This window comes from Primorskyibacter flagellatus (assembly GCF_900176485.1).
GTDB classification, from domain to species: domain Bacteria; phylum Pseudomonadota; class Alphaproteobacteria; order Rhodobacterales; family Rhodobacteraceae; genus Primorskyibacter; species Primorskyibacter flagellatus.
This window is the reverse complement of record NZ_FWYD01000026.1, coordinates 1-13,725: the sequence shown is the minus strand read 5'-3', so window position 1 is coordinate 13,725 and position 13,725 is coordinate 1. Positions and strand designations below refer to the sequence as shown.

Annotated in this window: 11 protein-coding genes; 5 read left to right on the top strand and 6 right to left on the bottom strand. The window is 58.4% G+C overall.

Annotated features, from left to right (window positions below):
- Positions 1 to 43 precede the first annotated feature (43 nt).
- Positions 44 to 4,423 (bottom strand): ExeM/NucH family extracellular endonuclease, encoded by a 4,380-nt coding sequence (locus B8991_RS18660; RefSeq protein WP_084354727.1) that lies wholly within the window; start codon positions 4,421 to 4,423, stop codon positions 44 to 46.
- Between the two features lie 246 nt (positions 4,424 to 4,669).
- Here B8991_RS18660 and B8991_RS18655 point away from each other — a divergent pair, with 246 nt between their 5' ends.
- The gene (locus B8991_RS18655) at positions 4,670 to 5,737 is read left to right on the top strand and encodes a diaminopropionate ammonia-lyase (RefSeq protein WP_084354724.1); all 1,068 of its coding nucleotides are present in this window, start codon (positions 4,670 to 4,672) and stop codon (positions 5,735 to 5,737) included.
- Positions 5,738 to 5,943: 206 nt separating this feature from the next.
- Here the strand turns inward: B8991_RS18655 and B8991_RS18650 are convergent, their stop codons facing one another.
- The gene (locus tag B8991_RS18650; RefSeq protein ID WP_084354721.1) at positions 5,944 to 6,267 is read right to left on the bottom strand and encodes a hypothetical protein; all 324 of its coding nucleotides are present in this window, start codon (positions 6,265 to 6,267) and stop codon (positions 5,944 to 5,946) included.
- Positions 6,268 to 6,523: 256 nt separating this feature from the next.
- On the bottom strand, positions 6,524 to 8,719 hold the full coding sequence (gene uvrB, locus B8991_RS18645; protein WP_084354720.1) for an excinuclease ABC subunit UvrB: 2,196 nt from the start codon (positions 8,717 to 8,719) through the stop codon (positions 6,524 to 6,526).
- A gap of 334 nt (positions 8,720 to 9,053) precedes the next feature.
- Between uvrB and B8991_RS18640 the strand changes: the two genes are divergently transcribed.
- The 4 genes from B8991_RS18640 to B8991_RS18630 all read left to right on the top strand — a co-directional run bounded on the left by B8991_RS18640 (position 9,054) and on the right by B8991_RS18630 (position 11,483).
- Positions 9,054 to 9,365 (top strand): ETC complex I subunit, encoded by a 312-nt coding sequence (locus tag B8991_RS18640; protein ID WP_084354717.1) that lies wholly within the window; start codon positions 9,054 to 9,056, stop codon positions 9,363 to 9,365.
- 140 nt (positions 9,366 to 9,505) lie between these two features.
- Positions 9,506 to 9,631, top strand: a complete 126-nt coding sequence (locus B8991_RS22210; protein WP_268876754.1) for a hypothetical protein — start codon at positions 9,506 to 9,508, stop codon at positions 9,629 to 9,631.
- 179 nt (positions 9,632 to 9,810) lie between these two features.
- On the top strand, positions 9,811 to 10,230 hold the full coding sequence (mobC, locus tag B8991_RS18635; RefSeq protein WP_084354714.1) for a plasmid mobilization relaxosome protein MobC: 420 nt from the start codon (positions 9,811 to 9,813) through the stop codon (positions 10,228 to 10,230).
- Positions 10,227 to 11,483, top strand: coding sequence for a relaxase/mobilization nuclease domain-containing protein (locus tag B8991_RS18630; RefSeq protein WP_084354711.1), 1,257 nt, complete (start codon positions 10,227 to 10,229; stop codon positions 11,481 to 11,483). The genes mobC and B8991_RS18630 overlap by 4 nt, the downstream gene beginning before the upstream one ends.
- A 1-nt stretch (position 11,484) precedes the next feature.
- Here the strand turns inward: B8991_RS18630 and B8991_RS18625 are convergent, their stop codons facing one another.
- From B8991_RS18625 to B8991_RS18615, 3 genes are read right to left on the bottom strand one after another with little or no spacing between them, the layout of a single operon-like run.
- Positions 11,485 to 11,787 (bottom strand): helix-turn-helix transcriptional regulator, encoded by a 303-nt coding sequence (locus B8991_RS18625; RefSeq protein ID WP_084354709.1) that lies wholly within the window; start codon positions 11,785 to 11,787, stop codon positions 11,485 to 11,487.
- Entirely contained in the window at positions 11,780 to 12,496 is a 717-nt protein-coding gene (locus B8991_RS21760) for a type II toxin-antitoxin system RelE/ParE family toxin (RefSeq protein WP_218673262.1), read from the bottom strand. Before B8991_RS21760 ends, B8991_RS18625 begins: the two co-directional genes overlap by 8 nt.
- A gap of 32 nt (positions 12,497 to 12,528) precedes the next feature.
- Positions 12,529 to 13,428, bottom strand: a complete 900-nt coding sequence (locus B8991_RS18615; RefSeq protein WP_084354706.1) for an ArdC family protein — start codon at positions 13,426 to 13,428, stop codon at positions 12,529 to 12,531.
- Between the last annotated feature and the right edge of the window lie 297 nt (positions 13,429 to 13,725).

Below are 13,725 nucleotides of genomic sequence, written 5' to 3'. Positions count from 1 at the left end.
CGATCTGAACCGGCGGGGGCAAAGTGCAATTTGTACAGCGACCTTAGCCGATCACCGTGGTGTCGCTGAAGTCCAGACCCAATATCAGCGGGTCGTGATCGGAGGATGCGAACACATCGGCATTGTAGAAAGCCGGGTCTTTGAACTGTGACGAATAGTTCAGCAGATCCGGCTCATCCGCATTGATGTGCCATTCCGTCAGCCCGGTAACATTCATCGCAAATTCATCCGAGGCGATGGCCTGATCCAACGTGCCGCGCTGGCCATCGAACACGAAGCTATAGGCATTCTCTTGCCCGATGAACGTGTCGATCAGATCGGTCGTGTCTGGCGCATCGCGCAGGCTTTGAACCGGATCTTCCTGCGCATAGGCATTGAAATCCCCCAGCACCACATAGCTGCTGACACCGCCCTGATAGGTATTGCCCAGCCAATCCTGAAGCTCGTCCGCGGCATCCGTGCGCACGCCGTTCCAGAACCCCTGACCGTCGCCGGCATCGTAGTTGGGATCACTGGTCAGCGCATCCACATCGGCCTGGGTAAAGCCCGTGCCGCCGCCATCCAGATAGGATTGTGCCGCTTCTGCGAGATCTTGCAGATTGCTGTCGCCCTTGGATTTGAAGTGAACAGAGACGACGGTGAAGACCTCGCCGCTGTCGTTGTCCATGAAGGTGGCGGCGACGGCGGGGCGCGAGCGCTGGAAATCGCTGATCTGGTCGCCAGCCGGAACAAACGGGTGCAGAACCTCTGCCAATGCGAATGTCGCCGCCGCCGAGGGTTCGTCAAACACAAGGAAATCGCTGGCCATCAGCGTTACCTTGGTCGTGTCATAGACGATCCCGGTGGTGATCGCATCGGTTCCCAGAATACCGCCCCCACCGCCCGTGGGATCAACAACCGAAAAATTGGCCCCGTCCTCCGTGGACAGGTTCAGCGCATCGGTCAGCGTCTGCATGGCCGATCCTGCGCCAAAGCCGTTATTCTCGATCTCCTGCAAGGCAAACACATCCACGCCGGAGGTCAGCATCGATTCAACCGTTGCGGCGGTCTGGCGCGCCAGATCGCCCGCGCTGTTGGCCCCGCGACTGCCCAGCGTGGTGAAGTAGTTCAGCACATTGAACGCGCCCACTTGAAGGGTGCCGCCGACATCTTCCGGCGTTGCAACACGAGCACCGGTATTTGTGGTCTGGTCGACGTTCAACTGCCCATCCACCAGCATCCGGTACGCGCCAAAGCCGTAGGACATGACGCCCGTGGTCGGCCCGTCAATCTCTGCCCCCAGGCGCAACGTCGGTCCGTCACTTGTGAAGGTATCACCGCTATCGAGATAGCCGTTGCCATTATCAAATGCCGCTTCGACCGGGATATAGGCGAACTCCGTCGGGTTGGATGCGCTCACGCCATCGTCGATCAGCAGGCGGTTGTTGATGTTGCCCTGGTTCACCGCCGCCACCTGCGCGGCCTCGGTCTGGGCATCGAACAGTTGCGTGCCCTGCACCTGATTGCCGGCCGAGACTGTGATCTCGCCAAACCGGTCAAGGTTGAAGTTCTGTGTGACGGTGATGCGTTCGCCCGCCACTCCACTGTCGAGAGAGATGCGCATGCCCTCGACCGCCTCAAAGTCCTGCGAGACCGCCGGATCCAGCAGGATCTCTGCTGCCGTGGGCATCGGCTGATTGCCAAGTTCCACCGTGATGTCGGTGACAGAGGTGATCTGCGTCAGGCCAAAGAACTCGTCCACCGTACCCGAAACGCTGACCCGGTCGCCCAGCGATGGCAGAGCAAGACCGGCGGCAAAAACGAAGATACCTTCGGAGGTGGCCGCATCGGCGTCAGCATCGGCATCCTCTTCCTGAAGAAAGAAGCCGCCCGCGCCGATATAGGTGACAACCGCATTCACGGTCACGCCCAGCCCGTCGAAGGGCGACATCGAACCCGCCCCCTGGATCTGCGAAATCAGCACCAACTCACCCGGAGGTGTCACATCCGCGTCATTGGCCTCGCCGCGCGTCTCGGCCTCTGGCGCGCGCCAAGTGCCATCATCGTTGCGTTGCAGCGACTGGCCGATGGGGGTGGTCGTGGCTTCGCTGACCACAACATCGGTCGCCTCCACACCGTCCGCCGGGCCACCGACAGCCGTGAAGCTGCCTTCGTAGCTCAGGAATTCGACAAGCGCGCCATCATTGGACAGGGCGATACCGTCATTGCCGTTCTGGATGCCGGGCGTTTCGATGACATAGTAGTCATAGGTGCCATCCGAAGAGCTGGCGGCAGTCGGGAAGTCATAGGTGGCATAGCTTGCGCCGCCATTGCCGTTATACAACGTAACCGACGCCAGCGACACGTCGCTGCCTGCCTCGACACGGATTTCGACAAATTCGCCGACATCGCTGCCAGCATTGTCATAATGAAATTCGTTGATACGGCCTGCAAAGGCCGCAGGTGCCGCACCATTGGCCGCCCCCGGCGTACCAAGATCGCCATCGCCAAAATCCGCCACGGCCGTTGTCCAGTTGGCACCGTCATTATTGTCCGCCGCCAGATCGACCAGTTCCATCGACGCGCCGTTGGGGTCCGGGAAAGCCGGGCCGCCATCATATTCCACGCGGTCAATCTCGCCAAAGTCGGGGGAGGTCAGCACCACCTCGTCGGCACCATTGGCCAGCGCGATGCCGCTATAGGCGTAATCCACATTCACGCCGCCATTCGTCGCCATATCAGCATTGTTGCCAAACACGAGGTAACCGCCTGCCGGCACCACAAGCGGCCCGCCATTGTCGATCACATGGCTGTCGAAATCATTGTCCGAGATGGTCCAGCCGTTCAGATCGACATCGCCCGACCCGGCATTGTAGACTTCGAAATACTCACCACTGGAATCCGATACGGCAGACGGGTTCTGCATGATCTCGGTGATGACGATCTCGGGTGTTGGCACAAAATCGTTGTCCAGCCCGCGCGTCTCACCCTCTGGTCCGCGCCAAGTGCCATCGTCATTGCGTTGCAGCGATTGGCCGATCGGGGTCGATCCGGCCTCTGCCACGCCTACATCGGTCGAGACTTGACCCGAAGCGGTGCCGTCTGCGGCGGTCAGCGTGCCCTCGTAGCTGAGAAATTCCACCACCGCGCCGTCGCCGATCAACGCAATGCCGTCGGGTGATCCGTTCTGCAACCCGGGCGTGTCGATCACGTAATAATCATAGGTCCCGTCACTGCCAGCCGGTGTGCCCGGCAAGGCAAAGCTGTTGTAAAGCGCCCCGCTGCTGCCGTTATACAGCTCCAGCGACAGGCGCGACGGATCGGTGCCGGCCGCCAGTCGGATCTCGACGAATTCACCGGTATCGGCACCGGCATTGTCGTAGTGGAATTCATTCACCCGCGCATCGAGTGGCGGCAATTCCACCACATCGGCCACTGTCACCGCGATATCGGCGCTGTCGCTGTCAATGCCGTCGCTGACGCTGACCGTCACGTCATAGATGTTGTCCCCATCCGCATCGCCGCGAGCCTCGAAATCCGGGGCAGTCACGAAGGACAGTGCGCCCGTGATGCTGTCGATCTGGAACAGGCCCGCATCCGCGCCGGACAGGCTGAAGCTGAGGCTGGCGCTGTCCACATCCGTGGCACTGATCGCGGCGGACACGTCCACGGTGTTTTCGTCGATGGTCACGGCGGCCAGTGCTGCGATCACGGGGGCGTCGTTAGCGCCCGTGATGGTCACTGTCACGGTGGCGGTATCGGTGCCGCCCTTGCCGTCATCCACCGTGTAGCTGAAGCTGTCGGTGGCCGTCTCGCCCTCTGCCAGCGCGTCAAACGCTGTGCCGGGGTCATAGGTCACCTGGCCGCCGGACAGGCTGACGGAGGTGCCCGCAGTTGCGGTGGCGCCCACCGAAATCACCGTCATGGTGTCGCCGTCAAACTCGCGGTCATTCGCCAAAAGGTCAGCCGTAGCAACAACCAGAACCTCATTTTCGCCCGCCGACAGCGCGTCATCCCCGGCAAGCACGTCATTGTTCTGACCGTTCAGGTAAAGGGTGAAATCGTCGCCTTTGAAATAGAGCGCCTCGATCCCCCAGAGCTTGTCAGTCCCGGTATCGGCAACGTCCCCGGCGGATTTAACAGTCGTGGGGGACCAGCGGCCAAACGACCACCACGGTCCGCGCGTGGGCATGGTGATCTCATAATCGCCAATGCCACCCTCGTAGACGGCCGTGTCAAAACCACGCCCGCCTTCCAGCACATCATTGCCCGCGCCGCCATTTATGACATCATCGCCCCTGCCGCCAAAAACGATGTCATTTCCGGCCCCTGCTTCGATCGTATCGTCGCCGCCAAAGCCAAAAATGCGGTCATTGAACGCAGAACCAATCAGCTTGTCGCCGCCGTTCGTGCCAAAAACGAATGATTTCCACCAATATGACATGTGATGACCCCCCAGGCCGCATTTCGATTCCGAAGTTTTATGCCGACAGTTTGTGACAGTTTCGGCTCACTTGCGACAAAAAGTTAATTGCCGTTACGGCAACCGCTGCCCGGCGGCATGTTTTGAGAACAAACGGTTTGCGGCTTGAATGCGTCCTGCGACGTGGTTCAAAGCCAATCTTGGGGGATTGACGACATGCCGAATTGCTGGGCTCACTAACACAATGCTGTTCAGAAAGGCTGAATTGTGCAACTGCGCCCAAATCTTTTCCGGAAGCTCGACTCTGGCATCGCCTTGCCGCAAGGGATCGACTATCCGTCCGACGACGCGTCAAAACCGCTTGCCCTGTTGGCGCGCTGCCCGGCCTATGCGCCCACGCCGCTGCGCAGTCTGCCGGAACTGGCGCGCGCGACAGGCATCGCGCAGCTTAGCGCGAAAGACGAACGCGGGCGAATGGGTCTTGGCAGTTTCAAGGCGCTTGGCGCGGCTTATGTGATCGCCGATGACGCGGTGCAAACCGGGACCGACCCATTTGCAGAGGCGCTGCACGGCATCACCTATGTGACCGCCAGTGCAGGCAATCACGGAATGTCGGTTGCAGCAGGGGCGCAGATATTCGGGGCCAATGCCGTGATCTACGTTGCCGAAACCGTGCCTGAAAGCTTCGCACGCCGGCTGGCGGAAAAAGGCGCGAAGGTGGTCCGCGAAGGTGCCGAGTATGAGGCCAGCATGGCCGCTGCCGCAAAAGCCGCCGAGGTTAACGGCTGGCGACTTCTGTCCGACAGCAGCTGGCAAGGCTATACCGACCGACCCTGGCGGCTGATGCAAGGATATCTCGCGCTGATGGCAGAGGTCGCGGATCAGATCGCGGATTCGCCCACACACGTCTTTGTACAAGCCGGCGTCGGTGGACTGGCCGCTGCGGTTGCCGCGTTTACGCGCAAAGTTTGGGGCGATGCGCCCGGCATTATCATCGTGGAACCGGACGCAGCCCCCGCCATTGCGGCGTCCCTGACAGAGGGGCGCGCCATCACGACCACCGGACCTGTCTCCATCATGGGGCGGCTGGACTGCAAGGAACCATCACTGATCGCGTTAAAAGGGCTCGCCCGCGATGCAGATATGGCGGTCACCCTGTCGGACGATGCGGTTGCACGGACGCTACCGCGCCTTGCAGCGCATGATCTGGAAACCACGCCCTCCGGCGGTGCGGGGCTGGCAGCGCTGTTGTTGTCCGAACCACACAGGCAAGCACTGCGGCTGAACGAATCCAGCCGAGTGCTTGCCTTCGTCACCGAAGGTCCCGAGAGCTAAGGGCGATGCCGTACCCGCGCCTCTTCAGAAAGACATGGCATCTGGTCCAGACCGCCGCCTAACAAGCGATGCCTGTGCACGGCAAAACGATCACTCCTCAGGACCCGTCTTTCGGTATTTTTATGGCCGGTTCTTGCCCGCCCACTCGTGCCATCCGCGACGCAGACCTTGATAACAGACCGCGACGCAAAGCAGGGTTTGAGGCGTCAGACCGCGCGCGCGGAAGCGTCGCTGTCGACGAAGGATGGGTTCTTGTTCTGCGCCTGAAAATTGCTCATCGGTGCAAAGCTGGCCACGTCGGGCCGGGACGCTTCAACGCCCATCTTATGGGCATTCTGCCGCGCGACGCTCAGGGCCGAGGGCGACGGGGCTGCGGCATCCTGTACTGGCGTGATTGACCTTGCTGCATAGACCCCGAAGGCCAGCATCGGGACAGCCGCCATATTCGCCCGCTTGATCCCTGTCTGGGACATGGTCTGCAAAACGCGCAGATTGGTTTCCGCGATATTCCCGCAAAAACGCCACCACATTGCACTAAATTGGTAACCTTGGCTTAACGGGTTCATTGCACGCTCCTCCTCCAATTGCGCCGCATCGATTCAGCATTGGGCACCGATGCCAGATCAACCTATCCGAGCAGGATGACAACAAGAAGACATAACATCCCGAGCATCTCGAAAATTGGCCTATTCGCCATATTTTTGGTCGTTTGAGCAAAAAGCCGCCAAAGCGCGGGCAAGCGTCTTTCAGCCCGGTGGTTTCAGGGGCGGCAAGATCGCGGCTCGCCTATCGCTTGCGTCGTTTGACATTGCCGCCATGCTGACCCGGCCTGCCTGCGGTGCTGCGCCCGCGCGCTTTTGTGGCAGCATCCGACGCCGCCTCGACCGCCGATTGCCGGGCCATCGGATCGTCATGCAAGGCAAGATCGACAGCCTCCAGCCGCTTGACCTCGTCGCGCAGGCGCGCGGCCTCTTCGAATTCCAGGTTTTCGGCGGCTTTGCGCATGTCGGTACGCAACCCGTCCAGCACGGCGGCCAAGTTGGACCCTGCCTGTTTCGGGTCGATCTTGGCCGTCACGCGGCTCATATCCACATCGCCCTTATACAGCCCTTGCAGAATGTCATCGACATTCTTCTTGATCGTCGACGGCGTGATGCCATGTTCCTCATTATAGGCGATCTGCTTGTCGCGGCGACGGTTGGTTTCCCCCAGCGCGCGTTCCATGCTGCCGGTGATCCGGTCCGCATACATGATAACGCGCCCCTCAGAGTTCCGCGCGGCCCGCCCGATGGTCTGGATCAGAGAGGTTTCAGAGCGCAGAAAGCCTTCCTTGTCGGCGTCCAGAATGGCCACCAGACCGCATTCGGGAATATCCAAGCCTTCGCGCAGCAGGTTGATGCCGATCAGCACGTCGAAGGCACCCAGCCGCAGGTCGCGCAGGATCTCGATCCGTTCGATCGTGTCGATATCCGAATGCATATAGCGCACGCGAATGCCCTGTTCGTGCATATATTCGGTCAGATCCTCGGCCATGCGCTTGGTCAGTGTCGTGACCAACGTGCGGAACCCATCGGCGGCAACTTTGCGCACCTCGTCCAGCAGATCATCCACCTGCATTTCAACGGGCCGGATTTCGACCTGCGGATCAAGCAGACCCGTGGGGCGGATCACCTGTTCGGTGAACACGCCGCCCGTCTGTTCCAGCTCCCATTTGGCGGGCGTGGCAGAGACGAAGACCGATTGCGGGCGCATCGCGTCCCATTCCTCGAACTTCAGGGGGCGGTTGTCCATGCAGGACGGCAACCGGAAGCCATGCTCGGCCAGTGTCATCTTGCGCCTGAAGTCACCCTTGTACATTCCGCCGATCTGCGGAACGCTGACATGGGATTCATCGGCAAACACAATCGCATTGTCGGGGATGAATTCGAACAGCGTGGGCGGCGGTTCGCCCGGTGCGCGGCCTGTCAGATAGCGCGAGTAGTTTTCGATCCCGTTGCAGACGCCGGTGGCTTCCAGCATTTCCAGATCGAAATTGGTGCGCTGTTCCAGCCGCTGCGCTTCCAGCAGCTTGCCTTCGCCCACAAGCTGATCCAGCCGCATCCGCAGCTCTTTCTTGATGCCGATGATCGCCTGATTCATCGTCGGGCGCGGGGTCACATAGTGGCTGTTGGCATAGACGCGGATGCGGTCGAAACTGCCGGTCTTTTCACCCGTCAGCGGATCGAACTCGGTGATCCCCTCCAACTCGTCGCCAAAGAAGGACAGCCGCCATGCGCGGTCCTCAAGGTGGGCGGGAAAGATCTCCAGCGAATCGCCACGCACCCGGAAAGAGCCGCGCTGGAACGCCTGATCGTTGCGCTTGTATTGCTGGGCCACCAGATCGGCCATCACCTTGCGCTGGTCATATTCCTTGCCGACAAACAGATCCTGCGTCATCGCGCCGTAGGTCTCGACCGAGCCGATCCCGTAGATGCACGACACTGAGGCCACGATGATCACATCGTCACGTTCCAGCAGCGAGCGCGTGGCAGAGTGGCGCATCCGGTCGATCTGCTCGTTAATCTGGCTTTCCTTCTCGATGTAGGTGTCGGACCGCGCGACATAGGCCTCGGGCTGGTAGTAATCGTAATAGCTGACGAAATACTCGACCGAGTTGTCGGGGAAGAACTGCTTGAACTCGCCGTATAATTGCGCGGCCAGCGTCTTGTTAGGCGCAAGGACGATGGCGGGACGCTGGGTTTCCTCGATCACCTTGGCCATGGTGAAGGTTTTGCCGGTCCCGGTCGCCCCCAGCAGCACCTGATCGCGTTCGCCTGCATTGACACCCTCTGACAGTTCCACGATCGCGGTGGGCTGATCGCCCGCCGGAGAGAACTCTGTCTGCATCACAAACCGCTGGCCGCCTTCCAGCTTTTCGCGCACCCGCACGTCGGGCGCGGGCGCGTGCATCAGCGGCATCTGTTCAGGAGAATTGTTGTGCATGTGCTACGGCCTTTCAGAAGTGACAAACTTGATGGCTTTGCCGCGCCTTTCAACCCCACCCCCTGACAAAACCTGTCAGTAACAGGTCGCGGGCCTGTCCTTTAGTCTTAACTCTGTCGCTTTGGGCTTGCCCAAGGGCGAACCCGGTCCTTACCTGTTATGAAGCAAGCGCCGGAGCAGCAGGTTCAGGGCAGGTCTTCCTCTCACTCCCCCAACACTGCTTTAATCTCTGATCCGGCCTTGCGGCCTTATGCAACAGTTTGTCCTGAATACCCGGCTTGCCGGGCACGCGCAAATCTAGCATAACGGCCTCACAGAAACGGAGATTTCGGCCATGAAAGCGCGCATCTACAAACCCGCCCGCAACGCTATGCAATCGGGGGTCGCCAAGACCAAGACCTGGGTTCTGGATTTCGCTCCGTCCGAGCGCCGCTCTGTCGACCCGCTGATGGGCTGGACCTCTTCAGGCGACATGCAAAGCCAGGTACGTCTGCGCTTTGACACCCGTGAGGCTGCCGAGGAATACGCAAGCGATCACGGCATTGATGCGGTGGTGATAGAGCCGAAGACCCGCAAGCCCAACATTCGCGCCCGTGGATATGCCGAAAACTTTGCAACCGACCGCCGCGGTCCCTGGACACATTGATCCGATGTAAATCGGGGCAAAGCTTTCTCGGGATTGGGCCGAATATCCTGCGAACATGGTGCCTAGGAGAAACCTGATTTCTTCCCAAGATCTACATGTTGGGTGCCCGGTGAGTGCCTCGATTGTATCCTGAGTGTAGCATGGCATTCCAGCCCACCCCCATCACGCAGGACCGCAAGGAGGCCCGCACCTTTGCGCGCAGCATGCATTTCTGCGCCAAGAAAGGTGAACCGGGACGCGCCATCACCCTCGCCGAGGCCGGCTAGACGCAATCGGCCTTGGGGGCTATCTGGGGGACGGTCAGAAACCCGCCAAGGGAAAGACACTAGAAACCGTGAAAAATGGTGCGCTTGACCGGAGAAAACTCGAACGCGATTTTTCAGGATTTAGCCAATTGGGAGGAGCAACTCAAACACACTGAACTGCCGATTCTGGAGATGGAATTATGAGCCATCTTAAGAAGACATTCTCAGTTACAACATCGAAGCCCGGTCGCAAGAAGACACCGCCACCTTTTTCTTTGCGTTTGAGCAAGGAAGAGCGCGCAAAGCTGGAAACAGCTGCCGCCGGAATGCCCCTTGGGCCTTTTATCAAAGCAAAACTGCTTGATGGTGATTTATCTCCGCGCAGAACACGAGGCGGGGCACCCGTCAAAGATCATGCCGCTTTGGCACGGGCGCTTGGTCTACTCGGCAACTTGCGGCTGGCGAACAATCTCAATCAGCTTGCCAAAGCGGCCAATGTTGGCGCGCTGCCGCTTTCTCCTGAAGTCGAGGCAGAACTGATGGCAACCTGCGCCGCTGTACTGGCGATCAGGGCAGAACTGATGAAAGCGCTCGGATACGACTGTAAGGATCAGCCATGATCCTGAAAGGCTCCCAGCGCAGCGGCGGCTTAAAGCTTGCCGCGCATTTAATGAATGACCGCGATAATGATCATGTCGATGTTCATGAACTGCGCGGCTTCACAGCCGACGACCTGTACGGGGCGTTTCAGGAAACGGACGCAATCTCAAAAGGCACACGCTGCCAGCAGTATCTTTTTTCTCTCAGTCTTAGCCCGCCTGAAACTGAGCAGGTCCGGGTGGCAGATTTTGTAAAAGCGATTGAGCGGATCGAAGAACGTTTGGGGCTGAGCGATCAGGCGCGGGCAATTGTCTTTCATGAAAAGGAGGGACGCCGCCATGCTCATGTGGTCTGGTCACGTATCGATGTGATAGAAATGATAGCCATCAATCTTCCGTTCTTTAAGACCAAATTGAATGAGGTCTCAAAGGATCTGTTTTTGGAACATGGCTGGCGCTTGCCTGAAGGATATCGCGATAAGCGCAACCGTGATCCCAGAAACTTCACGCTCGCAGAATGGCAACAGGCCAAGCGTCAGGGCAAGGATGCGAGAGAGATCAAGCGGACGTTTCAAGAAGCATGGTCGGTCTCGGACACCAAAAAGGCTTTTGCAAATGCCTTGGAAGAGACAGGGTATGTGCTTGCGCGTGGTGATCGGCGCGGGTTTGTTGCCGTCGATGTTCACGGCGAGGTATACGCCGTCCCAAAATGGACAGGACTGAAGACGAAAGAGGTCGGGGAAAAACTTGGTGACCCGAAAGTCCTTCCATCTGTTGAACAAGCAAAAAATCAGATCGCCCATACCATGCAGAACGCTGCATCACGCTGGGAAAAAGAACTGGAAGCAAGGCAGCACGCGGTCAAAGTCCATCAAGAACAAAAGCTAAAAAAACTTGTCGAGAAGCAACGCCGTGAGCGAGAACTACTGATCGCCAAGTTGGAAGAGCGGCGATCTGTAGAATCGAAACAAAGACAGGCACGGTTTCGTTCTGGCTTACAGGGTTTGTGGGATCGTGTTCGCGGTGAACATCGTCAAATTAGGCGGCAAAACGAAGAACTTGCGTGGCAAGCCCATCTGCGTGATCAGAAGCTTAAAGATGATTTGGTGTTTCGAGATCTCGAAGTTAGGCGTTCTTTGAAATGCTTTCAGTCAATCGAACGCTCTAATCTCAAGGATCAGAGCGCAGAGTTGGTGCAAGATCGAGAGCGATTTACGAACGAGCGGTCTGGCCCAACAAAGCTTTCCCACAACGCACCTTCGTTCGAGAGGTAGCTCAGCGTGCGGCGGCTGGCTCAAAGCCAACGCGCAGGGAATATCCCAAGACGCGCGCATAGTTCTCAATGGTCGCAATTGACGGAGAGTTGGACGCGCTCATGCTTTCAAGGCGCGAGATATTGCTGCGCTTGGTGCCAAGTTTTTCCGCCATCTCTTCCTGTGTCAGCCCTGCCGCCTTGCGCAGCGCAATCATTTGCCGCTTCATCTCGAAGGCTGATGCCAAGGCGTCATACTCCGCCTTCACCTCGGGGTTTTTCAGCGCTTTGGCGCGCATCTCTTTTAAACTTGGTCGCTCAGTCATTGTCCTGAACCTCCTTCATTCTCTTGTTAGCCGTCACCATTTGCCGTTTTGGCAGGGTGTTGGACTTCTTAATCGCTGTCAGCAAGATCACGATTTCCTGTCCCTTCACGGTGCAGAACACTGACCTCGATATGCCTTCCTTGCCCTTGGCGCGGATTTCGAACAAACCTTTGCCAAGCGGCGCGGTGTGTGGTCGTCCCAGATCAGGGCCAAATTCCTCGATCAACTCGGTGATCCGTAGGAAGTTAGCCAAGATGCCCGCTGGCAATGTCAGCGTCTCTTTTTCTACCTTCTCGCTATAGAACGTGATCTTCCAACTCATCAACCATAGTATCAAATATGATAACATTTTGTCAAGACAAGTTGAATTGGCATGTATCCCGTCACCCTGACGGGATACTCTGTTCTTCGCGCCCGCCTTCCAAGCGGGCGCGAAAATATTGCCCTCATGAAAACAAGGACAACTGCGCACCGTCCAGCGGGTGCGCTTTGCTTCATGCTCAAGCCATGCGGTGACAAAGGCGCGTGCGCCGCCATAGGCGTCAACTGAGCCAGCCGGTATAAAGTGTGAGCGATAGCCGGTCTCGGTCACGGGCAGCGGTTGCCGTTCCACTGTCCTGAGTTCAATATGATCGGAGATTCTGAATTTTTCTGCCGTGAACGTGATCTCAATCTCAATGCCGCGCCATATGATGTTGTGCAATTCCATGTCTTTGCCCTCCAAGGGATAGGAGACGCCGCTTACGCGGCAACCCCGTCCTTTTGTTGGTTGGATTGAAACGCGTGCAGGTAATCTGCTGCGCGCTGCGCATGCGCTGCGGCACTGAAAATTGCGCGCTTGTCGTCCTTCAGGACTTTCAGCCAGCTTTGAATATAGGCGGCATGATCAAGGCCGGGCTCCGGTGTGAGACCCAGATCGGCGCAAAGGAAAGCCGCGCCTAGTTCGGCAACCAGTTCTTCTTTTGCATAGCCTTCATCGCCCCATTTTTTACGGCCAAAATCGCGGGTCAAGCGCGTCTCGTGTTTTGTCCAGTGGGTAAGTTCATGGGCAAGCGTGGCATAATAGCTTTCTGGAGAGCGGAACGCCTCAAAGACCGGGATTTGCACATGGTCGCTGCCGCCGCTGTAATAGGCGCGATTACCGCCATGACGAACAACCGCACCGGTTGCGGCAAAGAATGCCTCGGCTTCCTCATTGTGTTGCACATCATCAGTGATCGGTTCGGGCTTGGCATAGAAGTGCTCGGGCATGCCTTCAATCTGCTCGACGTTGAACACGGTGTATCCCTTCATAAACGGGATTTGCCGCTCTTCCGTCTCGCCGTTGTCCTGCTCCTCGGTTTTGGTGATCGTGTTGGCATAAACCACCAGATTGCCGCATTCGCCCTTGCGCACGTGCGCGCCAAGTTCTTTTGCCTGCCGGAAGGTCATCCAGTGGGGAGAGAAAAACCCTTGCTCAATGGATGCCGCCCAAAGCATCAGGACATTGATCCCGCTGTAGGCGATGCCGTTATGCCGTAGCGGCTTGATGATCCGCCCTTCCATATTGCCGCTGTTCCACGGCTTGAGCCATGTCAGTTCGCCTTGCTCCAGATCAGCGATGATCTTGTTGGTTACGTCCTGGTAAATGTCCTTTTTCATTGGCTTTTCCTTTCCTAGATTGCCGGTTGCGCATGCAACCGGGACTAGGCCCGCGCCAATGAGCAGGAGGATGCAGCCAAGACCCGCGCGGCGGGAGGGGGATCACCCGCCCTGCACAAATGACGCAGGAATGCGGAAGGACGGGGATACGCGTCGCGTGCGCCCAAAGGGCGTTCAGGTCTTGATGGCTGGGGGCTGCAAGGTATGCGCCGTCTCGGCCCCATTGGTGTTTCGCTTGCGGTGGGGTGCTCGGCTCATTCTGCTGACGTTTTTGCCTTCGTGAACGCTCAGAATGAG